This is a genomic window from Rathayibacter sp. AY1E6 (assembly GCF_002931115.1).
Lineage (GTDB): Bacteria > Actinomycetota > Actinomycetes > Actinomycetales > Microbacteriaceae > Rathayibacter.
Genome location: NZ_PSVK01000025.1, coordinates 20,735 through 46,620 on the forward strand (window position 1 = coordinate 20,735; position 25,886 = coordinate 46,620).

Genomic DNA, 25,886 nt, shown 5'->3' on the forward strand with positions numbered 1-25,886 from the left:
TCGACCGGCCGGGAGACTGCGGCGGGCATCCGGCGGACCGGATGCCAGGAACTCTAGACGACCGCGCGAACGGTGTCTGTCCCGTCGCCGGTCACAGCGGAGCGGCTCCGTTCAGCGGACTCAGGGCTGGACGGTGCAGCCGGCCGAGCGCGTCTGCCGGAACGCGGCCGCTTCGCGGGTGCGGGAGCGGAGCCTCCTCGCGCGGCGGCGGAGGAGCCGCTCGCTCGGGCCGAAGGCTCCGGATTCGAGGAGCTGGCGGAGGGACAGGGTCACCTGCCGGGCCAGACGGGGATCGATGCGGCCGGGGATCCGGATCGCGTCGATGAGGTCGAGGGCGTTGCGCGTGGTGCGGGAGATCGCCATGACGGAACCCTAGGGACGCCGGGGCGCGGTGTGCGCGCCCCGGACGGGGGCGCCGACGGGGACTGATGCTCAGCCCCGGGGCGCCCCGGCGGGATCAGTCGTGCCCGTTGCTGCCGTCGCCACGGCCCGTGGAGGACTGCAGGCGGTCGATGTGCTCGGAGGCCTGGGCCTTGGTGAGGTCGGCGGGCAGGGTCTCGCCCGCCTCGCGTGCGAGGGTGTCGAGGTAGCTGCGCTGCGGGCCGGTCATCGGCTCATCGCCGGTGACCCAGTCGGACGGGTCCTTGCTGGCGCTGGTGTCGCTGCCGTCGTCGGCACGGGCGCCGAGGACGTCGCCCTCGGTCTTGACATCGGGATCGGTGGTGTTGTCATCGCTCATGGTGCGACCGTACGCCCGACCACCGACGCCGACGAGGGCTTGCGGAGCGGGCCCGGGCGCCCCGCTTCACGAGCCGAGCAGCGCGTGCGCGACGGTGAAGATGACCAGCCCGGCCAGGGAGCCCACGACGGTGCCGTTGATCCGGATGAACTGGAGGTCCTTCCCGACCTGCAGCTCGAGCTTCTCGGACGTCTCGCGCGGGTCCCAGCGGTGGATGGTGTCGCCGATGATGCTGGCGATGTCGGTGCGGTAGCGGTCGACCAGGTTGGCCGCTACCGATCCGATCCAGGAGTCGACGGTCGCCGCGAGACCGGCGTCGGTCGAGAGCCGGCGGCCCAGATCGACCACGATCGACTCGATGCTGCCGCGGAGGGGGCTCGACGGGTCGTCCATCGCGCCGAGGAGGGAGGCCTTCGTCGCCTCCCAGGCGTCCCCGGCGAGCTCGCGGACGCGCGGGCTGTCGAAGGCGCGGTTCTTGATCTCCTCGACCCGGGCGATCAGGTCGGGGTCGGTGCCCAGATCCTGCGCCAGCGTGGCGAGGTAGCCGTCGATCGCGATCCGGAACGGGTGCACCTGGTCCTCGCGCACCGCGGCGACGAAGACGAGCGCCTCGCGGTACAGCCGCTCGTCCACCGCTCGGCTGACCGCGGAGGGCAGCCAGCTCGGCAGGCGGCCGCTGACCATGCGGGTGAAGCTCTGCGGGTTCGCGGTCAGCCACGCCTCCGCCTGCTCCACCAGCGTGTCCACGAGGCGCCGGTGGTGGCCCGCCTCGACCACGCTGCCCACCAGCGAGCCCAGCGGCGGGCCCCACTGCGGGTCGAGGAGGTGGCGCCGCGCCAGCGCCTCGATCACGCGCTGCACGTCGGAGTCGTCCAGCAGGGCGATCGCCGAGCGGACGGCCGCGGCGCTCTCGCCGCCGACCCGGTGCGCGTTCTCCGGCTCGGCGAGCCACAGCCCCGCCCGCCGGGCGATCCCGAAGGAGTCGAGCTTCTCGCGCACGATGGCGCCGCGGAGGAAGTTCTCCTCGACGAACTGCGCGAGGCTCGCGCCGATCTCGTCCTTCTTGGTCGGGATGATCGCGGTGTGCGGGATCGGCAGGCCCAGCGGCCGCCGGAACAGCGCGGTCACGGCGAACCAGTCGGCGAGCGCGCCGACCATCCCGCCCTCGCTCGCGGCCCGGACCCACTGCAGCCACGGGTAGCGCTCCTGCAGGGCGAACGACACGGCGAAGACGACGGCCATCACCACGAGCAGGCCCGTGGCGAGCCGCTTCATCCGGACGAGAGCGACGCGCTTGGCCTCGTCGTCGCGCCCGACCGCCGCGAGGGTGGTCATGACGCGGTGGGGAACCCCTCGTGGCGGATGCCCCACGCGACGGTCCACTCCTCGCCCGGCTCGAGCCAGCGCAGGCCCTGCCCGCTGTTGAACGCCTCGGCGGGAGCGGTCATCGGCTCCACGGCGATCGCGGTCTTCACGTCGTCGCCGTCGGGGAAGATCCGGGTGATGAAGACCTGGATGAAGTTGTGCGAGGCGTCGGCCCAGAGGAGCACGCGGCGGCCGTCCGCGGCGCGGAGGCCGTGCACGCTCTCGCCGTCGACCATCCGGACGTCGGCCCAGGCGTCGTCGAGCTCCAGGTCGCCGATGCGGCGGCCGGAGCGGAGGTCCCACTCGGTGCCCTCGACCGGGTTCTGCACGGTGGGGTTGAGGCGCTCGTCGACCTCGATGTGCACCGCCGCGTCGACGGTGATCTCGAGCTCGTCGGTCGGGACGTCGCCGATGGCGAGGAAGGGGTGCGTGCCGATGGCGACGGGCGCCTCGTCGGCTCCGACGTTGACGACGCGGTGGACGACCTTCAGCCCGTCGGCCTGCAGCTCGTAGCGGACCGAGGTCTCGAGGTGGAACGGGTAGCCCGCCTGCGGCACGACCGGCGCGGCCAGCTCGACGAAGGACGGGCCCTGGTCGACGAGGCGGTACGGGGTGCTCACCAGGAGGCCGTGGATGGCGTTGTGGTACTTCGGCTCGGTGATCGCGAGCTGGAGCGTCTCGCCGCGGTGGTGCCAGCGCCCGTCCTTGACGCGGTTGGGCCAGGGCATCAGGACGATGCCCGAGCCGAACGGCGGGACGGTGCTCTCCGGGTAGGAGGCGGTGATCTCCACTCCGTCGACCGAGAGGTAGCGCAGCGCTGCGGCCACCTCCGTCACGACGGCGTGCAGGGTGCGTCCCTCAGCGGTGAGGTCGAGCGAGAACTGGCGCCCGGTGGCGGGGGCGGGGGTGAAGTCGGCCATTCCTTGATCCTACGGACTGACGCGCTCGCCGAGCGCCCGGCAGCGGGTGACCGCGAGCCCCGCCTCCTCCAAAGCGGCGACGAGTCCGTCGGCGGCGCCCGCCCCCGTGAGCAGACGGTCGAACTCGTCGGGAGCGGCGACCCGGCCGAGGTCGACCACTCCGAGCTTCGAGGAGTCCGCGACCACGACCCGGCGGGTCGCCGCCTGCAGCATCCGGCGCTTCAGAGTCGCCTCCGGGAGATTGACGTTGGTGACGCCGGCCTCGGGGTGCACGCCGGTGCAGCCGATGAAGGCGATGTCGGCGCGGATCCGCTCGAGCAGCTCGGACGCCAGCGGCTCGACCAGCGAGTGCTGCAGCGGCCGCAGAGTGCCCCCGGTGACGACGACCGTGAAGCGCGGGATGGCCGGCTCGAGCGCCAGCGCCGTGGAGAGGCCGTTCGTGATCACCGTGACGTCGCGCAGATCCTCCCGCGCCACGAGCGCGTGCGCGATGGCGAGCGGGGTGGTGCCCACGTCGAGCACGATGCTCTGCCCGGAGGAGACGGAGGCGGCGGCCTCCTCGCCGATCGCGGCCTTCTCGTCGGAGGCGGCGCTGAGGCCCTCCTCGAGCGAGCGCTCGCCGGTGGGCCTCGGCGCCGGGATCGCCCCTCCGCGCACCCGCTGGAGGACGCCCTCGCTCGCGAGCAGGGCGAGATCGGAGCGGACCGTGACGACCGAGACCCCGAGCATGTCGGCCATCGGGGCGACCCCGACGAAGCCCGAGCTCTCGGCGGCTAGACGCAGCCGCAGCCGGCGCTCGATCGCCGACGTGGACTCCTGCTCGCCGTCCGTCCTCATCCGCCCATCGTGCCCGCGGACCGGTGGACTTGTCAAAGGGAAAACGAGCTTTCCTTTTCGAAGATGCGGCCCTAGTCTGACTCCTGCCATGAACGAAGCGATCACACTCTCCGCCGGCGTCGTCAAGCGCCCGCACACGCTGGCCGACGGCCGCGAGCTCCTCTACTTCGACGACGCCGACACGACCCTCCCCCCGGAGCGCGCCGCCGACGCACGCCACCTCGACCCCCGCCCCGCCACCGCGCGGATGCGCCAGGACGTGCTGACCGGCGAGTGGGTCTCCATCGCCGCGTCGCGCCAGAACCGCGTGTTCCTGCCGCCGGCCGAGCTCGATCCGCTCGCCCCGGCGTCGCCGACGAACCCGTCGGAGGTGCCCAGCCGGTACGACGTCGCCGTCTTCGAGAACCGCTCCCCCTCCTTCGGCCCGCTCCTCGAGGACGCGGACGCGCCCGCCTCCCTGGAGGACCTGCGCACTCTCGGGCTCGGCCGGACGCTGACCAGCGTCGGCCGCTGCGAGGTCGTCTGCTTCAGCCCCGAGCACGAGGGCTCGTTCGCCACGCTCAGCGCCTCCCGCGCCCGGACCGTGGTCGAGGCCTGGGCCGACCGCGTGGGCGCCCTCTCGGCCCTTCCCGGCGTGCAGCAGGTCTTCCCGTTCGAGAACCGCGGCGAGGCGATCGGCGTCACGCTGCACCACCCCCACGGGCAGATCTACTCCTACCCCTACGTCACGCCGCGCACGACCCGCCTGCTCGCCTCGCTCGACAGCTACGGGCCGTCGATGTTCGCCGACGTCCTCGCCTTCGAGCAGGCCGGCGAGCGCGTCCTCCTCCGCGGCGAGCACTTCACCGCGTTCGTGCCGTTCGCCGCGCGCTGGCCCGTCGAGGTGCACCTCCTGCCGCACCGCCACGTCCCGGACCTGGCGGCGACGACCCCGGAGGAGCGCGACGAGCTGGCTGTGATGTACCAGCGCCTGCTCCGCGGCATCGACGCCCTCTACGACACCCCGACGCCCTACATCGCCGCCTGGCACCAGGCCCCGGTGCACGAGCGCCGCGACGAGGTGCGCCTGATGCTCCAGATCACCTCGCCCCGCCGCGCCGAGACGAAGCTCAAGTACCTCGCGGGGAGCGAGGCCGCGATGGGCGCCTGGATCGGCGACATCGCCCCCGAGACGAGCGCCGCGGCCCTGCGCGCGGCGATCGAGCGGGCCGACGCGGCCGTGCTCGAGGCCGGGATCGCACAGCGCCCCGACGCGGCCCTGCCGGTCGCCGCGCACAGCGACGACTCGCTTCCCGGCGGCGCCGCCACTCCCGCCACCACCGCCGCCGACATCGCCGAGGAGAACCGATGACCGCCGCTCCCGCCTCCCTGACCGCCGTCGCCGAGAGCGCGGCCGCCGCCTTCGAGCGCACTTTCGGCCGCCCCGCCGCCGGCGTCTGGGCCGGCCCCGGCCGCGTGAACCTGATCGGCGAGCACACCGACTACAACGACGGCTTCGTCTTCCCCTTCGCGATCGACCGCGCCACGGCGATGGCCGTCGCGCCCAGGGAGGACCGCCTGATCCGGATCAGCAGCGCCTTCTCCCCCGAGGTGGTCGAGGTCGCTCTCGACGAGCTCGGCCCCGGCGCCGTCACCGGCTGGTCGGCCTACCCGCTCGGCGTGGTCTGGGCGCTCACCGAGTACGGCGTCGACCTGGGCTCCCGCTCGGGCTTCGACGCGTACGTCGACTCCGACGTGCCGGTCGGCGCGGGGCTCTCGAGCTCGGCGGCGCTGATGTGCGCGATGGCCGTCGCCCTCGACGAGCTCTGGCACCTCGGTTTCGACCGCGCGACGATGGCCCGCGTCGGTCGTCGCGCCGAGAACGTCGCGGTCGGCGCCCCCACCGGGATCATGGACGAGTCCGCCTCCCTCTTCGGGAAGCGCGACGCCGCGGTGTTCCTGGACTGCCGCAGCCTCGACACCGAGGTCGTCCCCCTCGGCTTCGAGGAGGCCGGGCTCGTCCTGCTCGTCGTCGACACCCGCGTCGAGCACGCGCACGCCACCGGCGGCTACGCCGAGCGGCGCGCCTCCTGCGAGCTCGGCGCCGCGACCCTCGGCGTGCCGTCGCTCCGCGAGCTGACGGTCGACGACCTGCCGCGCGCCCAGGAGCTCCTCGACGACGTCACCTACCGGCGCGTGAAGCACGTCGTGACGGAGGATGCCCGCGTGCTCGAGACCGTCCGCACCCTGCGCGAGCACGGTCCCCGGGCGATCGGCGATCTGCTCGACGCCGGCCACGTCTCCCTCCGCGACGACTTCGAGATCTCGGTGCCCGAGCTCGACACCGCCGTCGAGGCGGCGCGCGGCGCCGGAGCGATCGGCGCCCGGATGACCGGCGGCGGCTTCGGCGGCTCCGCGATCGCCCTCACCCCGGTGGAGAAGGAGGAGGAGGTCCGCGCCGCGGTCCTCGCCGCCTTCGTCGAGAAGGGCTTCACGACTCCGGAGCTCTTCCTGGTCACGGCCGCCGACGGCGCGGGTCGGGTGCTCTGACCTCTGCTTCCGTCGACGCCCCCTGCGACCTCGCGTCGCAGGGGGCGTTCCTCGTCCAGCCGCTACGGCGCCGGATCCGGCGGAACGACGGCGCGCCCTTCTCCCCCGGTGACCCGAACCAGCTCGGCGAAGCTCGTCGGGTAGACGGTGTGCGCGTGCCCGGCCGCAGCCCAGACCACGTCGTAGGCGGCGAGGGCCGTGTCGACCACGGTGCGCAGCGGCGCGGGATGGCCCACCGGCGCGATCCCGCCGATCGTCTGGCCCGTCGCGGACTTCACCTCCGCGGCCGGCGCCCGGGTGATCGATCCGCCCAGCTGCACGCCCAGCCAGGCGGTGTCGACGCGGTGGCCGCCGCTGGTCAGGACCAGCAGCGGCGCACCGTCGATCAGGAACACGAGCGAGTTGGCGATCTGGCCGACGTCGACGCCCAGCGCCTCGGCCGCCAGTGCCGCCGTCGACGCGGCCGAATCGAGCCAGCGCACGGTCGGGTGCACGCCGTGCCGGTCGAGGTCGGCGAGGACGCGGTCGACGGCCGGGTGGCTCCGTTCGCTCATGCCGCCGAGGCTAGCGCCCCGGCCGCCCTCACTTCTCGAACGTGGAGGCGTCGATCACGAAGCGGTAGCGGACGTCCGAGGCGAGGACGCGCTCGTAGGCCTCGTTGATCTGCGACGCCGAGACGACCTCGACCTCGCTCGCGATGCCCTTCTCGGCACAGAAGTCGAGCATCTCCTGGGTCTCGCGGATGCCGCCGATGCCCGAGCCCGCGAAGGAGCGACGGGCGCCGAAGAGCGTGAAGACGTGCAACGGCAGCGCCTCGGCCGGAGCGCCCACGTTCACCATCGTGCCGTTGCGGCGCAGGAGCCCCAGGTAGGCGTCGAGGTCGAGGGGCGCGCTGACCGTGTTGACGATCAGGTCGAAGGTGTTCGCGAGATCGGTGAAGGTCGCCTCGTCGCGCGTCGCGTAGTAGTGGTCGGCGCCCAGGCGGAGGCCGTCCTCCTTCTTGCTGAGGGTCTGCGAGAGCACGGTGACCTCGGCGCCCATCGCGTGCGCGAACTTGACGGCCATGTGGCCGAGCCCGCCGAGGCCGACGACGGCCACGCGCTTGCCGGGGCCCGCCTCCCAGTGCGAGAGCGGCGAGTAGGTCGTGATGCCCGCGCACAGCAGCGGAGCGGCGGCCTCGTAGGGGATCGACTCCGGCACGCGGAGCACGAAGTCCTCGACGACGACGACGTGCGTGGAGTAGCCGCCCTGGGTGATGGTGCCGTCGCGGTCGACGGAGGCGTAGGTGCCGGTGTTGCCCTTCAGGCAGTACTGCTCCTCGCCCGCGAGGCAGTTCTCGCACTCGCGGCAGGAGTTCACCATGCAGCCGACGCCGACGCGGTCGCCGACGGAGTGCTTGGTGACCTCGGAGCCGACCTCGGCGACGACGCCGACGATCTCGTGGCCGACGGTCAGCGGGTACGCCACCGGACCCCAGTCGCCGCGGACGGTGTGGATGTCGGAGTGGCAGATGCCGGAGTAGGCGATCTCGATGAGCACGTCGTGCGGTCCGACGTCACGGCGCTCGATGGTGGTGGGGACGAGCGGCTCGGTCGCGGAGGGGGCGGCGTAGGCGGTGACGGTGACCATGGGTTCTCCTCGTGGGGCGGGGCGCGCTCCGAGGACGTGTCCGACGGGGTGGGGGACGCGAGAGCGCCCGGCCACGCTACCGGCAGGCGACTGGGCGTCGCCCCCGAGCGCGGTCCGGCGCGGGTCCCGTGGCGCGGGACCGGTCAGCGCAGGGCGCGCTCGGCCGCCGTCACCACGTTGTGGATGAGCATCGCGCGCGTCATCGGGCCGACTCCGCCGGGCACGGGCGAGAGCCAGCCCGCGACCTCCGCCACCTCCGGTGCGACGTCGCCGGTCAGCTTCGCGCGGCCCGTCTCCGGGTTCTCGACTCGCGTGATGCCCACGTCGAGCACGGCGGCGCCGGGCTTCACCCAGTCGGCGCGGATGAGCCCGGGCACGCCCACCGCGGCCACCACGATGTCGGCGCGGCGCACCTCCGCGGCGAGATCGGCCGTGCGGGAGTGGGTGAGGGTCACGGTGGCGTCGAGGCCCTTCCGCGTGAGCAGGAGCCCGAGCGGACGTCCGACGGTGAGCCCACGGCCCACGACGACGACGTGCCTGCCCGAGGTCGGGATGCCGTGGCGCTGCAGCATCTCGACGATCCCGTTCGGCGTGCAGGGCAGCGGGCTGTCCAGCTCGCCCTCGACGCCGAGAACCAGGCGGCCGAGGTTGGTGGGGTGCAGGCCGTCGGCGTCCTTGTCCGGATCCATGAGCTCGAGCATCGCGTTCTCGTCGATGCCCTTCGGCAGCGGGAGCTGGATGATGTACCCGGTCACGGCCTCCGAGTCGTTGAGCTGCCGGATGGCGGCGCGGATGTCGTCCGCCGACGCGGTCGCGGGGAGGTCCACGCGGATCGACTCGATCCCGACCTCCGCGCAGTCGCGGTGCTTGCCCGCGACGTACGAGCGGGAGGCGGGATCGTCCCCCACCAGCAGCGTGCCGAGCCCGGGCACGACGCCCCGCTCGCGCAGAGCGGCGACCCGCTCCGCGATCTCCGTCTTGACCGCCGTCGCCGTCGCGACGCCGTCGAGTACCTGTGCCGTCATCTCGGGCTCCTCGGTCGTGGCGCGGCGGAGGGGGGGCGGTGCCCCGTCCTCCGCCGCGCGGGTGGTGCAGCGGATCGACTACAGCCCGGGGTAGAGCGGGAAGTCGTCGGTGAGGCGGGCGACACGGCCGCGCAGCGCCTCGAGGTCGGCCGAGGGCTTGAGCGCCTCGGCGATGACGTCGGCGACCTCGGTGAACTCCGTGTCGCCGAAGCCGCGCGTCGCGAGCGCCGGCGTACCGATGCGCAGGCCCGAGGTGACCATCGGCGGGCGGGGGTCGAACGGCACGGCGTTGCGGTTGACCGTGATGCCGACCTCGTGGAGGCGGTCCTCGGCCTGCTTGCCGTCCAACGGCGAGTCGCGCAGGTCGGCGAGGACGAGGTGGACGTCCGTGCCGCCGGTCAGGACGTCGATGCCCTCGGCCTTCGAGTCGGCCGCAGTGAGGCGCTCGGCGAGGATCTGCGCGCCGCGGATGGTGCGTGCCTGGCGATCGGCGAACTCGGGCTCGCCGGCGAGCTTGAACGCGGTCGCCTTCGCGGCGATCACGTGCATGAGCGGGCCGCCCTGCTGGCCGGGGAAGACGGCCGAGTTCAGCTTCTTGGCGTACTCCTGCTTCGCGAGGATGAGCCCCGAGCGCGGGCCGGCCAGCGTCTTGTGGACGGTGGTGGTCACGACGTCGGCGTAGGGCACCGGCGACGGGTGCAGCCCCGCCGCCACGAGGCCGGCGAAGTGGGCCATGTCGACCCAGAGCTTCGCGCCGACCTCGTCGGCGATGGCGCGGAACGCCTCGAAGTCGAGCTGACGGGGGTAGGCGGACCAGCCGGCGATGAGCACCTGCGGGCGGACCTCGAGGGCCTTCTCGCGGACCGCGTCCATGTCGATGCGGAAGGTCTGCGGGTCGACGCCGTACGCGGTCGCGTTGTAGAGCTTGCCCGAGAAGTTCAGCTTCATGCCGTGGGTCAGGTGGCCGCCGTGCGCGAGCTCGAGGCCGAGGATGGTGTCTCCGGGCTGCACGAGCGCGGCGAGCGCCGCGGCGTTGGCGGAGGCTCCGGAGTGCGGCTGGACGTTGGCGAACTCGGCGCCGAAGAGGGCCTTGGCGCGGTCGATCGCGAGCTGCTCGGCGATGTCGACGTACTCGCAGCCGCCGTAGTAGCGGCGGCCGGGGTAGCCCTCGGCGTACTTGTTGGTCAGGACGGAGCCCTGCGACTCGAGGATCGCGCGCGGCACGAAGTTCTCGCTCGCGATCATCTCGAGGTAGCCGCGCTGGCGGTCGAGCTCCTGCTGGAGCACGGCGGCGATCTCGGGGTCGACCACCGACACGGGCTGGTCGAACGAGGCGGCGACGCCGGGGCTGGCGGGGGAAGAGGACACGGACGCTCCTTGGCTGGGAAACGGAAGGGGCCCGGCAGGTCGCTGCGGCGCGACACGGCTCGTTCGGGCGACCCGATCTACGGTATCCGTTCCAGCCCAGGCGTGCGGCGGGAAAAGTGTCCGGGGCGCTGCCCCGGAGGAGGTGCCGCTCCCTGATGGTCACCCATCCGAACGCCAGTCGCGGCGGGCTCACTCTAGCAAGCGGGCCGGGTGGCGCGGGAGTCGCGCCAGTCGAGGGCGGGCACGCGCGATCGTGCGACGATCCCTCGGGCGGTCCCGGCGCGGGACCGGGAGGGAGGGCGTCGCCGTGGGTCCTCGACGCCGCTCCGAGCGCATCGACGGCCGCAGCGACGAGGAGCTCGTCGCGCTGGTCCGGGAGGGCCGCACCGACGCGGTCTCCGAGCTCTGGCGCCGCCACTCCTCGGCCGGGCGCACCGTGGCCCGGGCGTGGGCGAGCAGCTCCGACCCCGACGACCTGGTCTCGGAGGCGTTCCTCCGCGTCCTGCGGGCGATCGAGCGCGGCGGCGGACCCGAGGGCGCCTTCCGCCCCTACTTCTTCACCACCGTCCGCAACGTCGCGGGATCCTGGGCCCGGCGGGACCGGCACGAGCGGCCGTTCGACGAGGCCGACCGCGCCCTCCCCTCTGCCGGCCCCGATCCCGAGGCGCACGCCCTCGCCGCCCTCGAGCGCGACCTGGGCGCGCGCGCGTTCCGGGCGCTGCCGCCGCGCTGGCAGGAGGTGCTCTGGTACACGGAGGTGGAGGGCCTGTCCCCCGCCGCCGCCGCACCGCTGATGGGCCTGCGGCCCAACGCGGTCGCAGCGCTCGGGGTGCGGGCGCGGGAGGGGCTGCGCTCCGCGTGGATCCGGGAGCACGTGGCGGACGCCTCGGCGACGGGCGAGTGCGAGTGGGTGCTCGAGCGGGCGGGGACGTACGCGCGAGGACGAGCCCCCGTCCGGGACAGGCACCGCATCGACCGGCACCTGGACGGGTGCCTCTCCTGCCGGGAGGCGCTGGCGGAGGCCGAGAGCACTGCGCGCCGCCTCGCGTCGGTGCTGCTGCCGCTCTCGGCCGGCGTGAGCGGTGCGGCAGCCTGGGCGGCGGGCGGGGGCTCCGGCGCGGCCTCCGGTCCGCTGCCGAGCGCGGTCCGGGCGTCGAGCGCGGTTCGAGCGTCGAGAGCGGTCCGAGCGTCGAGAGCGGGCAGCGGAACAGGAGTAGTCGTCGCCGCGTCCGCTGCGGCGGCACTCGCGGTCGCGGGAGTCGTCGGCGCGGTGGTGCTGCTGTCCGGGAACGGGGGCGGCGCGCTCGTGGCGGCGGAGGACGCCTCCGCGCGGGTGGACGAGCGTGCAACGGCCGAGGCGGCTGCGCCCACATCGAGCGGAGGAGCGGCGGCGAGCGCCGACCGGCCGGAGACGGACCCGGAGGCCGCGGACCGGACGAGTGCAGCGGACGGCGATCCGGCGGGGCGGTCCAGCGGTTCCGGCGCCGCTCCGAGGAGCACGGTGCCGGCCGTGGCCGGACGGGCTGCGTCGGACGATGCCGGAGCGACGCGCGCGACCCCCGGGAGGACGGGACGCCCGCCGCAACAAAAGCCGTCCCACGATCCCGTCGGCGCACCGGCGTCGAGAGGGATCGAGGCGACCGCCTCCCCGACTCCTGCCGCCGAGCCCGCCCCGTCCCGCCCTGCCGTGACCGGCAGCCCCGCACCGGCGCCCTCCCCTGCCGTCACCGAGGGTCCGGCCCCCTCCGGGCCGCCGGGGACCACGACCGGGAGCTCCGCGCCGGGCCCGATCGGCAACGGCCCGGCCCTGCCCTCCGTTCCGGTCCCGACCCCCGCACCCAGCACTCCGGTTCCCGTTCCTCTTCCTGTTCCTGTTCCGACCGTGACTCCCCCACCGGACACTCCCGCTCCGGCAGGGACGCACGTACCGAGCACCCCGGCGCCGGTCCCGACAGAGGCGCCGAGCACCTCCGCTCCGGTCTCGACTCCCGCACCGGTCACGACCCCTACTCCGGCCGCACCTCCCGCTCCGGCCGCACCGACCCTCGCGCTCGACACCGACGGCCGGCTGCTGCCCGATGCCCGGGGCACCGCCGCGCCCGGCGCCGAGGTGCTCCTCGAGGACGCCTCCGACGGACACCGCGTGGGCTCCGCCACCGCCGACGCCGACGGCTCCTGGACCGCGCCGGCGCTCCCCCTCCCCGCGGGCAGGACCACGGTGCTGGCGCGCACCGCCGCAGGAGTCAGCGCCCCGGAGACGGTCGACCTGCGCGCTCCGGTGCTCCTCGCCCGGGCCGCGTCGAGCGGGGGCGCGGTCGGCGTGCTCGTGCTCGCCGACCCCGACGCGGACGGCCTCGACCTCCTGGTCGACGGCGAGCAGGTGCGGTCCCTCGCTCCCGGAGCCCCCGTCCTCGCCGCGACCCTGGAGGTCGGTCCCGGGAGGCACACGATCGGCGTCCGCTACTCCTCCCCGGACGGGCGGACGGGACCCGTCGCCGTCGTGTCCGTCGACGCGGGCTGAGGCGCGCGGACCGCCCCGTGCCCCACCGTTATCCTGGGCGGATGCAGCCCGAACCCGCCGCGTCCGCGACTCCCCGGCCCGCCTCCGCGAGCACCCGTCCGACGGGCAGCGACGCCGCGTGGTCCGGCGCCCGGCCCGCGGGAAACCACTGGACCCTGACCTTCGCCTGCCCCGACCAGCCGGGCATCGTGCACGCCGTGTCCGGTGCCGTCGTCCAGGCCCGCGGCAACATCACCGAGAGCCAGCAGTTCTCGAGCGCCGACACCGGCCGCTTCTTCATGCGCCTGCAGGTGGAGTCGCCGATCAGCCGCGAGGAGTTCGCCGCCGCCCTGCTGCCGATCACCGAGCACTACGGGATGACCTGGCGCCTCGACGTCGTCGGCCGGCCGCTGCGCACCCTCGTCCTCGCCTCCACGGCCGCGCACTGCGTCAACGACCTGCTCTTCCGCCAGCGCGCCGGGCAGCTCGCGGTGGACATCCCGATGATCCTGTCCAACCACGGCAGCCTGCGCGACCTCGCCGAGTTCTACGGCGTGCCCTTCGAGTCGCGCCCCGTGGTCTCGCCGGAGTCGAAGCGCGGGTTCGAGGAGCGCGTGCTGGAGGTCGTCGAGGAGCACGACGTCGAGCTCGTGGTCCTGGCGCGCTACATGCAGATCCTCTCCCCCGAGCTCTGCGCGCGACTGGCCGGTCGCGCCATCAACATCCACCACTCGTTCCTGCCGGGCTTCAAGGGCGCGAACCCGTACAAGCAGGCGCACGCCCGCGGCGTCAAGCTGATCGGGGCGACCGCGCACTTCGTGACCAGCGACCTCGACGAGGGGCCGATCATCGAGCAGAACGTGGTGCGCGTGGACCACTCGCACTCGGTCGCCCAGCTCGTGGCGATCGGGCAGGACGAGGAGAGCCGCACGCTCACGCAGGCGGTCAAATGGTTCGCGGAGGACCGGGTGCTCCTCGACGGGGCCCGCACCATCATCTTCCGCTGACCTCCGGCGGCTAGCATGGTCGGCGTGAATCGAGCAGGAGCGGACACCGCGGGCACCGACATCAGGATCGGCCCGAACGCGATCCTCCGGTTCCTCCTGGAGCTCGTCGCGCTGGCGACCTTCGCCCTCTGGGGCTTCGCGTCGTGGGACCTGCCGTGGAACATCGTCCTCGGCATCGGCGCTCCGGTGGTCGCCGCGCTGATCTGGGCGCTCTTCCTCTCGCCGCGCGCGGTCCTCGCGATCGACGTCTACGGCCGCTCGCTGATCGAGCTGCTCGTGATGGGCGCCGCCGCGCTGGCGTGGCTGGACCTCGGCCAGCCGGTCGTCGCGATCGTCTTCGGCGTCCTCGCCGTCGTCTCCGGCGTCATCGCGGGACGCCGCTCCCTCTGATCCTGACGGCGGCCGCTCAGGCCGAGGGGGCGCTCGCTCGGAGCCGTCCACCGCTGTCCCCGAGGGTGTACCGCGGTCCCCGTGCGCTCGCCGCCGCTCGGAGCGGGACCGAACGCGTCGTCCCGGCTCGCAGCGGCAGGTCGCCACCGCGCTCTCCCGTCGATGCACCTCCGGGGATGCGCCACCGCAGCGGGATCCCGGGCCGATCGCACTGCCGGGGCCCCAGTCGGAGATGCTCCGCCCCGCCTGATCGTCGATCTCTCCCCGACCCGCTCCCGCCTCCCCTCTCGAGCCGTTCCCCCACGCAGCCCGGCCGGTCCTGCTCCCGGCACGCACCACGAGCCGCCCCGTCTCCGCCTCCCCGGCCCGGGAACGGCGAACGGCCGCCCCCGCCGCTCCTGGAGGAGCAGGGGGACGGCCGTTCGCGGCGGTCGCGGAGGACTACTCCGCGGCGCCCGCCTCACGCTGCGCCAGGGCGCGGCGTCGGAGGCCGGTGATCACAGCACCTGCACCGAGGAGGGCGAGGGCGGCGGCTCCGAGGAGACCGCCGTCGAAGCCCGTCGACGGGAGGCCGCCGGCGCCGTGGCCGGGCGCGCCCGGTCCGGCGGTCGGCGTGGAGGTGGGCTCCCCCGGTCCGGCGGTGGGACCGGCCGTCGGCGTCGCGGTCGGCTCCGGGGTGCCCGTGGGCTCCGGAGTCGCGGTCGGCGTCGGGGTGGGGGTGACCGCCTCGGTGACGTCGACGCTCACGAGCGTCGCGAGTCCCGAATCGGTGTAGGCGACACGGCCGAGGTAGCGGGCCGGGCCCGCCAGGTTCGACCAGGAGACCGCGTACGCGATCGGCTCGCCCTGCACGGCGTCGACCACGGCGGGGTCGGTGCTCAGCGAGCCGAGACCGTTCTCCGGAGTGATGACGAAGCTGCGGAAGTCGAACGTGACGGTCGAGGATCCCGGAGCGGTCGAGTAGACATCGGCCTGGACCGTGTACTCGCCCGGAGCGGGGTCGGCGATGTCGACGCGCTCGTCGGCCGAGCCGGTCGCCGAGGTGAAGACCTTGTCGGTGCTCTCGCTGGTGACGGTGAGGTCGAGGTCGGCCGCGTCGTCGAGCGAGTCGAGATCGAAGCGGGCGAACTCGGCGCCCTCCGGCACCACGACGGTGGTCGTCAGCGACTTCCCCGTGGGGAGCGTCGCCGAGTGGCCGTCGGCGGCGGTGGCGTCCTCGGCGAGGACACCCTCGGCGAGACCGCTCGCGGTGAGCGGCAGCGCGCCGGTGATGCCGGGCGTGACCGTCACCGTGCCGGTGCCGGTCGAGCCGGTGCCGGAGACCTCGTAGGGCGCGTCCAGCAGGACGGGGCGCACCGCGATCGGGCTGCGGACGTCGTGCTCCGCGCTCGCCCAGGTCAGGTAGCCGGTGGCGAACTGGTTGAGCGCCGCCGAGCCGGTGGTGAAGGAGACCGTGTACTCCGCCGTCTGGCCCGCACCCGTGAAGGAGAGGGTTGAGGGCGAGACGACGGTGTCGATCCCGGCGAGGCCGTCGACCGAGGCGGTGTAGGTGCCCGCGCCGGTCGAGGTGACCGTGCGGGTCACAGTCTGCGTGCCCGCGAGGGCGCCGATCGCGATCGAGGCCTGGTTGAGGTCGGACGGGTCGATCGCGGCGATCGGGTCGATCACCGGGTTCGAGGTGAAGACGTAGCCCGCACCCTTGAGGAACGCGATCCAGTCCTCCGTGCCGCTCTGGTAGAGCAGCCCGGGGTCGAGGAACGCGGCCGGGTCGACGTGTCCGGCGCCCTGGGCGAAGACGTCCTCGGACGCGGCGCCCGACTGGTCGACGCTGTCGTAGGCGGAGGTCATCATGGCCGACTTCACCGCGGACGGCGAGGCCTTCGGGGTCGCGCCGAGGATCAGCGCGCCGAGGCCCGCCACGTGCGGCGACGACATCGAGGTGCCGGACTCGAACGCGAAGGCGGGGTCGTCGCCCTCGGCGTTGAAGCTGTCGGCGAGGATCGCGACGCCGGGCGCCGTGAGGTCGGGCTTCAGCACGTCGGCGCCGTCCGCCTCAGCGGGTCCGCGCGACGAGAAGCCGGCGACCTGCGGGACGGGGATGGAGGCTCCGGACGAGTTGCCCTCGGAGAGGGTCACGGTCGCACCGGCGGTGCCGGCGTAGGTCGTGATCGCCTGGTAGGCCTGCGAGTCGATCTGGATGCTCGGGACCGAGTGGTCGTCGACGTGCAGGGCGTTCGGGGTCGGGTTGAGCAGCAGCATGCCGATGCCGCCGGCCCGCTCGACCTCGGCCGACTTGGAGACGCGCGCGGTGACGCCCGCGGTGCAGGCGACGATCGTGCCCTTCACCTTGTCGGGGTCGAGGGTGCCGGTCTCGCAGATGGCGGGGTTCTCGGCGCCCGAGCGGACGACGTCGGCGCTGTTCACCAGCGGTCCGGTGACGTCCTCGTGGACCGAGATGGATCCTCCGACGAACTTCTGGCCGTCGCCGAGAGCGGCGGTCGCGGTGTAGGTCGGGATGGAGGACGCGGCGACCGTGGTGTACCAGGGCGACGCGTGGTCGAGCGTGGAGGCGCCCGCACCCGAGTTGCCGGCCGAGGCCGCGACGAAGACGCCCGCGGCGGCGGCGTTGAGGAACGCCTCGTCGATCGCGGTCAGGGTCGAGGTGGCCGAGCCGCCGCCGATCGAGAAGTTGATGACGTCGACGCCGTCCTTGGTCGCGGCGTCGATGGCCGCGAGGATGCCCGCTCCGGAGCAGAAGTCGTCGTCGTCGGTGCCCTCGTCGGGTCCGTTCCAGCAGACCTTGTACGCGGCGACCTTGGCGGCCGGGGCGACTCCGGAGATCTTCCCGTAGTCGTAGCCGTCGACGCTCGCCTCGACGCCGTTGTTGCCGGCTGCCGTGCTCGCGGTGTGCGAGCCGTGTCCGTCGGCGTCGCGCGGGGAGCGGTACTCGGGGTTGTCCGTCGAGCCGACCTCCTCGTCCGCGAGGAACCAGCGTGCGCCGATGAGCTTCTGGTTGCACTCGTCGCCGTCCCACTGCTCGGAAGCGGGGAGCCCCGGCGAGCAGGAGCCGACGAAGGTGCCGCCGTCCGACTTCACGAAGGAGGTGGTGGTGCCGTCCGTGTAGGGGGCCGCTCCGGGCGAGGTCGCCAGGGGCGCGCCTGCGAAGGAGGGGTTCTCGGGCGCGATGCCGGAGTCGATGACGCCGACGACGACGCCCTCGCCCGCCTTGTCGATGCCGCCCAGCTTCTGCCAGACGCCGGCCTCGCCCTCGAGGCCGAGGAAGTCGGTGGAGCGCTGCTGTCCGGTGTCGGGCACGGGGGTACCGGCGGCGGCCGCGGCGAGCGGCGAGGCCTGCGCGGCGCGGTCGACCTTCAGGTTCTCGACCTTGCGGACCTGGGCGACGTCGCGGCGGCTCGCGAGCTCGCCCGCCTGCTCGCCCGAGAGGGTCGCGGAGAAGCCGTTGAGGGCGACGGTGTAGTGGTAGCCGATGGCGGCGTCGACCGCGGAGGCGACGTCCTCCTGGCGCTGCTCGAGGTGGGCGGAGTAGTCCTCCACCGGAGCCGAGGCGGCCTGCAGCTGCGCACCGTCGACGGGCGCGGTGCGGGCGAAACGGGCATCGCTGCCCTGGTAGGTGGCCGCGGAGGGCTCGACGAGGGTGACGACGTAGTCGCCGTCGTCGAAGCTCTGGCCGACGGAGAGCCCGCCGACGAGCGAGGCACTGCCGGCGAGAGGGGCGGCACTGGCGCCGGTGGTGGCGAAGGCCGCGGTCGCGGCGACTCCGAGGACGGCGAGGCCCGCGAGGATGCGCCTCTCAGCGCGGCGGACGGGTGGTCGGTGGGACAGGTGGATCGGCAATCGATGTCCTTACTCACATTCGCTGGGAACCGGATCGGTTTCCACACAGAAACGACCCTACGAACTCGATTGCCCAGCTTTGTTACGAACAGGTAACGAAGTCGACGCTGAAGGGGGCCGATCCGTTGGCACTCCCCCTCCCCGAGTGCTAATTTAATCGCGTTGAGCCGGGTCGGCTCAACTCTTGGAACTCTTCGTTGCACGACTGAATGGAGTGATCTCATGGCTGTCACCTACGACCCCGTCCGCGAGCTGGACCGCCTCGCCACCGCCCTCCTCGGCTCCGGCCAGGGGCCCCGCCGGATGCCGATCGACCTGTACCGGGACGGCGACCACTACGTCCTCACCGCCGACCTCCCCGGCATCGACCCCGGGTCGGTCGACGTCGACGTGGACGGGCAGCTCCTCACCATCCGCGCCCAGCGCACCGTCGCGGGCGGCGACGACGTCACCTGGATCACCCGGGAGCGCCAGTCGGCGACCTTCGTCCGCCAGCTGAGCCTCGGCCAGGGCGTCGACACCGAGCGCATCGCCGCGTCCTACGACAACGGCGTGCTCTCGGTGACCATCCCGGTCAGCGAGAAGGCGCGCCCCCGCCGCATCGAGGTCGTCTCGACCGCCCGCCCCGAGCAGGTGCGGATCGGCGAGGCGGCCGCCGAGTAGGACGACGAGCGAGGGCCCGTCCGCGATCGTGCGGGCGGGCCCTCCGCGTGTCCGCACGCCCTACGCTGGCCGGATGCGCGCCTCCTCCTCCGACACCGCTGTCGGCGTCCTGCTCCCCCGCGATCTCCCCGCCTCCGAGGTGCTCGTCTACGCCCGCCGCGCCGAGGAGCTCGGCTTCGACGAGCTCTGGGTGGTCGAGGACCTCGGCTTCCGCGGCGGCATCGCCCAGGCCGGCGCGGTGCTCGCCGCCACCGAGCGGATCGTCGTCGGCATCGGCATCCTGCCCGCCGCCGTGCGCACGGCGGCCTTCACCGCGATGGAGCTCGGCACTCTCGGCGAACTGTTCCCCGGCCGTGTCCACGCCGGCATCGGGCACGGGATGCCGCACTGGATGCGCGGCCTCGGCGTCTGGCCGCGCAGCCCGCTCACCCTGCTCGAGGAGCAGTTCGACGCGATCCGCTCGCTGCTCTCCGGCGAGCGCACCGACCGCTCCGGCCGCTACGTGCACGTGGACGGCCTCGTCCTGGAGTCGCCGCCCGCCGTCGTGCCGCCGCTGCTGGCCGGCGTCCGCGGACCGAAGTCGCTGGCGCTCGCGGGCCGGATCGCCGACGGGGTCGTCCTGGCCGAGCCCGTCACTCCGGAGTACCTCGCGGCGGCCCGCGGCCACCTGGGCGGCACCGGACGGATCGTCGCCTACAACGTGGCCGCCGTGGACGACGACGCGGCCGCCGCGCGCGACGCGGTCCGGCCGGGACTCGAGTGGATCGGCGAGCCGGACTGGGCGCCGCACATCGAGCCGCTCCCCTTCGCCGAGGACTTCGCCCGCCTGCGGGCCGAGAGCGCCGACCGCGCCGCCTTCGTCCGCGACCTGCCCGACGCCTGGGTCGACCAGCTGGCCGTCGTGGGCACTCCCGAGGACGCTCGTCGCCGCATCGGCCTGCTGCACGAGGCCGGTGCGTCGAGCGTCGTGCTGATGCCGTCGGGGCCCGATCCGCTCCACGCGATGGAGGACCTCGCCCGGGCGCTCTGAGGCGCTCGGCCCGGGCGCGTCCCACCGGGCCCGGAGACGCGTCCGGCCCGCAGGATCCGAGGATCGTGCGGGCCGGACGCGTCTGCCGAAGCCGGAGATCAGGCCGACATGCGGGCCTTCAGGTTCTCGTCGAGGGTCGCGAGGAACTCCTCGGTCGTCTGCCAGCCCTGCTCGGGGCCGACGAGCAGGGCGAGGTCCTTCGTCATCTTCCCGGACTCGACCGTCTTGATGACCACGTCCTCCAGGGTGAGCGAGAAGTCGATGAGCTCCTGGTTGCCGTCGAGCTTGCCGCGGTGCGCGAGGCCGCGCGTCCAGGCGTAGATCGAGGCGATCGGGTTCGTCGAGGTGGGCTTGCCGGCCTGGTGCTGGCGGTAGTGGCGCGTGACGGTGCCGTGCGCCGCCTCCGCCTCGACGACGCTGCCGTCGGGCGTGGAGAGCACGGAGGTCATCAGGCCCAGCGAGCCGAAGCCCTGCGCGACGGTGTCGGACTGGACGTCGCCGTCGTAGTTCTTGCAGGCCCAGACGTAGCCGCCCTCCCACTTCATGGCCGAGGCGACCATGTCGTCGATGAGGCGGTGCTCGTAGGTGAGGCCGGCGGCGTCGAAGCGCTCCTTGAACTCGGTCTCGAAGATCTCCTCGAAGATGTCCTTGAAGCGGCCGTCGTAGGCCTTGAGGATCGTGTTCTTGGTGGAGAGGTAGACCGGGTAGTTGCGCGAGAGGCCGTAGTTCAGCGACGAGCGGGCGAAGTCGCGGATCGACGCGTCCTGGTTGTACTGGACCTGCGCGATGCCGTCGTCCGGGGCCTTGTAGACCTCGAACCTCATCGGCTCGGAGCCGTCCTCGGGCGTGAACTCGACGGTCAGCGTGCCCTTGCCCTTGAAGACGAAGTCGGTGGCGCGGTACTGGTCGCCGAACGCGTGGCGGCCGATGATGATCGGCTTGTTCCAGCCGGGGACCAGGCGCGGGATGTTCGAGATGATGATGGGCTCGCGGAAGATCACGCCGCCGAGGATGTTGCGGATCGTGCCGTTGGGCGACTTCCACATCTTCTTGAGGCCGAACTCCTCGACGCGGGCCTCGTCGGGGGTGATGGTCGCGCACTTCACGCCGACGCCGTGCTTCTGGATGGCGTGCGCCGCGTCGATCGTGACCTGGTCGTCCGTCTCGTCGCGGTACTCGATGCCGAGGTCGTAGTACTCGAGGTTCACGTCGAGGTACGGGTGGATGAGGGTGTCCTTGATCTTCTGCCAGATGATGCGCGTCATCTCGTCGCCGTCGAGCTCGACGACCGTTCCCTCAACCTTGATCTTGGACATTGCTCTCCCATGGTGTCGATGACCCCGCACCTGTGCGGGACGGGCGGCTCTGCACCGCTCCGGATGGCCTCCGCCAGCCTACCCGAGGCCCGAACTGTCTCGATGTCGAGACAGTTCTCGATCGTCCGCGCCGGGGCCGGCGCACGTCGCCCGACAGGAGGATGCCCGCCGTCCTGCGCCGCCGGTACAGTGACGGCATGAGTGACCTCCGCCTGGAAGAGCTGTCCGCCTCGAACATCTCCGCCGTGAACGGCCTGAGCCTCAAACCCGGCCAGGAGCAGTTCATCGCGCCGGTCTCCTACTCCGCCGCCGCCGCGGTGATCGACCCGGGCGCCTCCTGGCAGCGGGCCGTGATGGACGGCGACGAGCTGCTCGGCTTCATCCACGCGCACTTCGACCCGGAGGCGGCGGAGGAGTTCCGCAGCTGCATCTGGCGCATCAACATCGACGCGGCGAAGCAGGGCCGCGGCGTCGGCACCTTCGCCGTCCGCGCCACCGCCGACGAGGCGCGCGCCCGCGGCTTCGACACCCTCACGGTGATCTGGGAGTCCGGCGAGGACGGCCCGGAGCAGTTCTTCCGCTGGATCGGCTTCGAGGTCGTCGGCGAGACGCAGTACGGCGAGAACATCGGGGCGCTGACGCTCTGAGCGCGGCGCCGGAGGCAGCGGAGCCGGCCGACTTCGTCTCCGCCGTCCTCGAGGTGGTCGCCTCCATCCCGCCCGGCCGCGTGATGGCCTACGGCGAGATCGCCGCGGTCCTCGGCACGCGTGCGGCACGCGCGGTCGGCACGGTGATGGCCCGCTACGGCTCCGACACCGCCTGGTGGCGCGTCGTCCGCGCGGGAGGAGCGCCCCCGGTCGGCCACGAGGAGCGCGCCCGCCGGGAGTACGAGCGCGAGGGCACGCCCCTCGTCGTCACGCTGGGCGGCTGGCGCGTCGACGTGCGCAGCGCCCGCTGGCGCCCCTGAGCCGGGATCGGCTCAAGGGCGTTAGTCGCGAGCGGCAGCCGCTCAGACGAGCGAGTCCCGCCAGGCCGCGTGCAGGGTGGCGAAGCGGCCCTCGCCGGCGATGAGCGCCTCCGGAGTGCCGTCCTCGACGATGCGGCCGTGCTCCATCACCAGCACCCGGTCGGCGATCGCGACCGTCGAGAGGCGATGCGCGATGATGACCGCCGTGCGGTCCGCCAGGAGCGTCTGCAGGCCCTGCTGCACCAGGCGCTCGCTCGGGATGTCGAGGGAGGAGGTCGCCTCGTCCAGGATCAGCACCGCCGGGTCGGCCAGGAACGCGCGGGCGAACGAGATCAGCTGGCGCTGACCGGCCGAGACGCGGCCGCCGCGCTTGTTCACGTCGGTGTCGTAGCCGTCCGGCAGCGCCTGGATGAACTCGTGCGCGCCGACCGCCTGCGCGGCCCGGACGATCTCGTCGTAGGACGCGGTCGGCCGCCCGATCGCGATGTTGTCGGCGACGGATCCGGAGAAGAGGTACGCCTCCTGGGTGACCATCACGATCGCGCGCCGCAGGTCCTTCGGGTGCAGCTGCCGCAGGTCCACGCCGTCGAGGGTCACCACGCCGTCGCTCGGGTCGTAGAAGCGCGAGATCAGCTTGGCGAGCGTCGTCTTGCCGGCGCCCGTGGACCCGACGAGGGCGATGGTCTGCCCTGCGGGGATGTCGAGGTCGAAGCGCGGCAGCACCTCGCGGTCGGCGGTGTAGGCGAAGCGGACGCCCTCGAAGCCGAGGCGGCCCCGCGCCTGGCGCAGGTCGACCGGGCGGGCCGGATCCGGGACGCTCGGCTCCTCGGCCAGCACGCCCGAGATCTTCTCGAGCGCGGCGGCCGCCGACTGGTAGGAGTTGTAGAACATCGCCATCTCCTGCACCGGGTCGAAGAAGCGCCGGGTGTAGAGCAGGACCGCCAGCAGCGCGCCGATCTCGAGCCCGCCGTCGAGCACGCGGACGCCGCCGATGAACAGCACCACGGCGACGGTGACGTTGCCGATCAGCACGAGCCCGGGGTCGAAGGTGCCGAACACCCCGAAGACGCGCTTGTAGGCGAGCCGGTACTGCTCGACGACCCCGCCGAACACCGACTCGTTGCGCTTCTGCGTGCGGAAGGTCTGCACGGCGCGGATGCCGGTCATCGACTCCACGAACTGCACGATCAGTCGCGACGAGGCGACGCGGGTGCCGCGGAACAGCGCCTGCGACCGCTTCTGGAACCAGCGGGTGAGCAGCGCGAGCGGCACCAGGGCGCAGGCGAGCACGATGCCGCTCACGCCGTCCAGGGAGACGAGGGCGATCGCGACGAAGCCCATGTAGAGCGCACCCTGCACCAGCTGGTTGATGCCGGAGTCGAGCAGCTCGCGGATGGAGTCGAGGTCGCTGGTCTGGCGCGAGATGATCCGGCCGGAGGTGTAGTTCTCGTGGAACTCCAGGCTCAGCTTCTGGGTGTGCAGGAAGACCCGCTTGCGCAGGTCGATCAGGATCGCCTGGCTCACCCTCGCGGAGAGCACGGTGTACCAGGCGACCAGGAGCGCGCCGACGAGTCCGGTGAGGATGTAGGCGCCGACCGTGACCGCCAGCGGGACCGCGTTCCCCGCGAGGACCGCGGGCAGACCGTTGTCGATGCCCGCCGCGATCAGCGCCGGTCCCGCGACCTGGGCAGCGGTCGCGACGACGACCACGACCGCGGTGAGCACCAGCCGCAGCCGGAGCGGCCGCAGCAGGAAGCCGAGCAGCCGCAGCGAGCGCCGGCGCAGGGCCGCCGACTCCGCTCTGCTGAGGTCGTCGCGCTCCTCGGAGGAACCGAGCGTGCTCATGATCGCGTCTCCTGGTGGGTCGTCGTGGGGCGGGAGCCGATGCGCTCGGTCCCGGCGGGCCGGGTCAGCTCGTCCTCCTCGAGGCTCGAGATGACGAAGCGGTAGTGCGGGCTGCTCGCGAGCAGCTCGCTGTGGGTGCCGACCGCGGTGATGCGGCCCTCCTCCATCAGTGCCACGCGATCGGCGAGCGCCACCGTCGAGGGGCGGTGGGCGACGATGATCGCCGTGGTGTCGCCGAGCACGCGGCGCAGCCCCGCCTCGACGCGCGCCTCCGTGTCGACGTCGAGCGCCGAGAGCGGGTCGTCGAGGACGAGCACCGCCGGACGAGCGGCCACCGCGCGGGCGAGGGCCAGGCGCTGGCGCTGGCCGCCGGAGAGGCTCATCCCCTCCTCGCCCACCTTCGTGTCCAGGCCCTCGGGGAGGCGGTGGACGAAGTCGGCCTGCGCGATCTCGAGGGCCTCGAGCAGCTCCTCCTCGGTCGCGTCGGGTCGGCCGAGGAGGACGTTCTCGCGCACGCTGGTGGAGAAGAGCGTCGCGTCCTCGAACGCCATGCCGATGTGCGTGCGCAGCTCGTCGCGGCGGAGCCGGCGGATGTCGACGCCGTCGAGCTCGATGGCTCCGCCGGTCACGTCGTAGAGGCGCGGGAGCAGCGCGGTGAGCGTCGTCTTCCCGGAGCCGGTGATGCCGACCAGTGCCATCGTCTCGCCCGGCTCGACCTCGAGGTCGACGCCGTCGAGGAGGTCGCGGTAGCGCTCGGGGGCGTCCTGGTAGCGGAAGTGGACGTCGCGGAAGCGCACCCGGCCGCGCGGCTCGAGGATCGTCTCGGGGTCCTCCGGGTCGGTGATGGTGTTCCGGCTGTCCATCACCTCGAAGTAGCGGTCGACCGCCGTGCGGGTGTCGAAGGTCATCGAGAGGAGGAAGCCGATCGACTCCACCGGCCAGCGCAGCACGGTCGCGGTGGCGAAGAAGGCGAACAGCTCGCCGACGCTCAGCTGGCCGGCCGCGGCGAGCCAGACCCCGCCGAGCAGGCAGAGCGCGAACGCGATGTCCGGCACCAGCAGCAGGACGAGCCAGATCCCGGCGATGGCGCGGGCCTTGTCGATCTCGGTGCCGCGGAGCTTCTCGGCCTGGCCGGCGAAGTTCTCCAGCGCGTGCTGGTGGCGGCCGAAGGCCTTGAGGACGCGGATGCCGTGCACCGACTGCTCGACGGTCGTGGCGAGGTCGCCCGCCTGGTCCTGGCTGCGGCGCGCGATGCTCGAGTAGCGCTTCTCGAACGCGAACCCGTAGATCCAGACCGGGATCGAGCACACGACGAAGAGCACGCCGAGGATCGGGTTCCAGTAGACGAGGACGCCGAAGCCGACGACGATCGTCAGCGCGTTGACCACGAGCAGGACGAAGCCGAAGGCGATCCAGCGGCGGATGAGGCTGAGGTCGCTCATCGCCCGCGACAGGAGCTGCCCGCTCTGCCAGCGGTCGTGGAACGACACCGGGAGGTCCTGCAGGCGGCTGTAGAGCGCCGAGCGCATGCGCGCCTCGATCCGCGTGCTGGGGGTGAGGACCATCCGGCGGCGCAGCGCGATGGCACCGGCCTCGACGACGCCGAGCACGAGGATGACGGCGACCGGGCCGATCAGCGGCCCGAGGTCGCCGGAGCCGGCGGAGGCCGCTCCGTCCCCCAGCGGCCCGTCGACGAGCTGCTGCAGGACGATCGGGATGACCAGCGACACCAGGCTCGCCACGAGCGCGACCGCGATGCCGCCGACCAGCCGGGGCAGGGAGTCGCCGACGAAGGGGACGAGGCGCAGCAGGGTCTGCAGCGTGCTCGGGCGCTTCTGCGCGGGGGCGCCGGGAGACGGGAGGGCGGGAGCGGACACGGCGGAGGGCTTTCGCGACGAGGG

At 73.1% G+C, this 25,886-nt stretch carries 22 protein-coding genes; 9 read left to right on the forward strand and 13 right to left on the reverse strand.

Annotation, left to right across the window (positions count from 1 at the left end; genetic code table 11):
- Positions 1 to 120 precede the first annotated feature (120 nt).
- From C5C46_RS14970 to C5C46_RS14990, 5 genes are all read right to left on the reverse strand, one after another.
- Positions 121 to 363 (reverse strand): hypothetical protein, encoded by a 243-nt coding sequence (locus tag C5C46_RS14970; RefSeq protein WP_104224713.1) that lies wholly within the window; start codon positions 361 to 363, stop codon positions 121 to 123.
- Positions 364 to 457: 94 nt separating this feature from the next.
- Positions 458 to 739, reverse strand: a complete 282-nt coding sequence (locus C5C46_RS14975; protein WP_104224714.1) for a DUF3072 domain-containing protein — start codon at positions 737 to 739, stop codon at positions 458 to 460.
- Between the two features lie 66 nt (positions 740 to 805).
- The gene (locus C5C46_RS14980) at positions 806 to 2,074 is read right to left on the reverse strand and encodes a DUF445 domain-containing protein (RefSeq protein ID WP_104224715.1); all 1,269 of its coding nucleotides are present in this window, start codon (positions 2,072 to 2,074) and stop codon (positions 806 to 808) included.
- On the reverse strand, positions 2,071 to 3,024 hold the full coding sequence (locus tag C5C46_RS14985) for an aldose 1-epimerase family protein (protein WP_104227274.1): 954 nt from the start codon (positions 3,022 to 3,024) through the stop codon (positions 2,071 to 2,073). Before C5C46_RS14985 ends, C5C46_RS14980 begins: the two co-directional genes overlap by 4 nt.
- A gap of 9 nt (positions 3,025 to 3,033) precedes the next feature.
- Positions 3,034 to 3,861: a DeoR/GlpR family DNA-binding transcription regulator gene (locus tag C5C46_RS14990; RefSeq protein WP_104227275.1), complete on the reverse strand. Its 828-nt coding sequence runs from the start codon at positions 3,859 to 3,861 to the stop codon at positions 3,034 to 3,036.
- A gap of 88 nt (positions 3,862 to 3,949) precedes the next feature.
- On the opposite strand from C5C46_RS14990, the gene galT reads away from it, so the two are divergent.
- Together galT and galK are read left to right on the forward strand one after the other, a co-directional pair.
- Positions 3,950 to 5,212: a galactose-1-phosphate uridylyltransferase gene (gene galT / locus C5C46_RS14995; protein ID WP_104224718.1), complete on the forward strand. Its 1,263-nt coding sequence runs from the start codon at positions 3,950 to 3,952 to the stop codon at positions 5,210 to 5,212.
- A complete protein-coding gene (gene galK / locus C5C46_RS15000; RefSeq protein WP_104227276.1) occupies positions 5,209 to 6,390 on the forward strand; it encodes a galactokinase in 1,182 nt (393 codons plus the stop codon). The genes galT and galK overlap by 4 nt, the downstream gene beginning before the upstream one ends.
- A gap of 62 nt (positions 6,391 to 6,452) precedes the next feature.
- Here the strand turns inward: galK and C5C46_RS15005 are convergent, their stop codons facing one another.
- From C5C46_RS15005 to glyA, 4 genes are all read right to left on the reverse strand, one after another.
- Positions 6,453 to 6,944: a YbaK/EbsC family protein gene (locus C5C46_RS15005; protein WP_104227277.1), complete on the reverse strand. Its 492-nt coding sequence runs from the start codon at positions 6,942 to 6,944 to the stop codon at positions 6,453 to 6,455.
- A 28-nt stretch (positions 6,945 to 6,972) separates the two neighbouring features.
- On the reverse strand, positions 6,973 to 8,019 hold the full coding sequence (locus tag C5C46_RS15010; protein WP_104227278.1) for an NAD(P)-dependent alcohol dehydrogenase: 1,047 nt from the start codon (positions 8,017 to 8,019) through the stop codon (positions 6,973 to 6,975).
- Positions 8,020 to 8,162: 143 nt separating this feature from the next.
- Positions 8,163 to 9,044: a bifunctional methylenetetrahydrofolate dehydrogenase/methenyltetrahydrofolate cyclohydrolase gene (locus C5C46_RS15015; RefSeq protein WP_104227279.1), complete on the reverse strand. Its 882-nt coding sequence runs from the start codon at positions 9,042 to 9,044 to the stop codon at positions 8,163 to 8,165.
- A 78-nt stretch (positions 9,045 to 9,122) separates the two neighbouring features.
- Positions 9,123 to 10,412, reverse strand: coding sequence for a serine hydroxymethyltransferase (glyA, locus tag C5C46_RS15020; protein WP_104224723.1), 1,290 nt, complete (start codon positions 10,410 to 10,412; stop codon positions 9,123 to 9,125).
- 307 nt (positions 10,413 to 10,719) lie between these two features.
- Between glyA and C5C46_RS15025 the strand changes: the two genes are divergently transcribed.
- Genes C5C46_RS15025 through C5C46_RS15035 form a run of 3 tightly spaced genes read left to right on the forward strand, consistent with a single transcriptional unit; the run spans position 10,720 to position 14,309 of the window.
- Positions 10,720 to 12,933: a sigma-70 family RNA polymerase sigma factor gene (locus C5C46_RS15025; RefSeq protein ID WP_146079010.1), complete on the forward strand. Its 2,214-nt coding sequence runs from the start codon at positions 10,720 to 10,722 to the stop codon at positions 12,931 to 12,933.
- Between the two features lie 41 nt (positions 12,934 to 12,974).
- Positions 12,975 to 13,919, forward strand: a complete 945-nt coding sequence (gene purU, locus C5C46_RS15030) for a formyltetrahydrofolate deformylase (RefSeq protein ID WP_104227281.1) — start codon at positions 12,975 to 12,977, stop codon at positions 13,917 to 13,919.
- A 24-nt stretch (positions 13,920 to 13,943) separates the two neighbouring features.
- On the forward strand, positions 13,944 to 14,309 hold the full coding sequence (locus C5C46_RS15035) for a YrdB family protein (RefSeq protein WP_104276971.1): 366 nt from the start codon (positions 13,944 to 13,946) through the stop codon (positions 14,307 to 14,309).
- A gap of 441 nt (positions 14,310 to 14,750) precedes the next feature.
- On the opposite strand, the gene C5C46_RS15040 is transcribed toward C5C46_RS15035, so the two are convergent.
- A complete protein-coding gene (locus C5C46_RS15040) occupies positions 14,751 to 18,164 on the reverse strand; it encodes a S8 family serine peptidase (protein ID WP_104227283.1) in 3,414 nt (1,137 codons plus the stop codon).
- 222 nt (positions 18,165 to 18,386) lie between these two features.
- Between C5C46_RS15040 and C5C46_RS15045 the strand changes: the two genes are divergently transcribed.
- Positions 18,387 to 18,827 carry an Hsp20/alpha crystallin family protein gene (locus C5C46_RS15045; protein WP_104227284.1) on the forward strand — a complete coding sequence of 147 codons (441 nt, stop codon included), beginning with the start codon at positions 18,387 to 18,389 and terminating at the stop codon, positions 18,825 to 18,827.
- Positions 18,828 to 18,900: 73 nt separating this feature from the next.
- Complete coding sequence (locus tag C5C46_RS15050) at positions 18,901 to 19,857, forward strand: LLM class flavin-dependent oxidoreductase (RefSeq protein WP_104227285.1); 957 nt, start codon at positions 18,901 to 18,903, stop codon at positions 19,855 to 19,857.
- 98 nt (positions 19,858 to 19,955) lie between these two features.
- On the opposite strand, the gene C5C46_RS15055 is transcribed toward C5C46_RS15050, so the two are convergent.
- On the reverse strand, positions 19,956 to 21,173 hold the full coding sequence (locus tag C5C46_RS15055; protein WP_104224939.1) for an NADP-dependent isocitrate dehydrogenase: 1,218 nt from the start codon (positions 21,171 to 21,173) through the stop codon (positions 19,956 to 19,958).
- Between the two features lie 197 nt (positions 21,174 to 21,370).
- On the opposite strand from C5C46_RS15055, the gene C5C46_RS15060 reads away from it, so the two are divergent.
- Complete coding sequence (locus C5C46_RS15060; RefSeq protein ID WP_104227289.1) at positions 21,371 to 21,820, forward strand: N-acetyltransferase; 450 nt, start codon at positions 21,371 to 21,373, stop codon at positions 21,818 to 21,820.
- Complete coding sequence (locus C5C46_RS15065) at positions 21,817 to 22,140, forward strand: MGMT family protein (RefSeq protein WP_104227286.1); 324 nt, start codon at positions 21,817 to 21,819, stop codon at positions 22,138 to 22,140. Before C5C46_RS15060 ends, C5C46_RS15065 begins: the two co-directional genes overlap by 4 nt.
- A 42-nt stretch (positions 22,141 to 22,182) precedes the next feature.
- On the opposite strand, the gene C5C46_RS15070 is transcribed toward C5C46_RS15065, so the two are convergent.
- Both C5C46_RS15070 and C5C46_RS15075 read right to left on the reverse strand, forming a co-directional pair.
- Entirely contained in the window at positions 22,183 to 23,985 is a 1,803-nt protein-coding gene (locus C5C46_RS15070; RefSeq protein ID WP_104227287.1) for an ABC transporter ATP-binding protein, read from the reverse strand.
- Positions 23,982 to 25,862 (reverse strand): ABC transporter ATP-binding protein, encoded by a 1,881-nt coding sequence (locus tag C5C46_RS15075; protein WP_104227288.1) that lies wholly within the window; start codon positions 25,860 to 25,862, stop codon positions 23,982 to 23,984. Before C5C46_RS15075 ends, C5C46_RS15070 begins: the two co-directional genes overlap by 4 nt.
- Between the last annotated feature and the right edge of the window lie 24 nt (positions 25,863 to 25,886).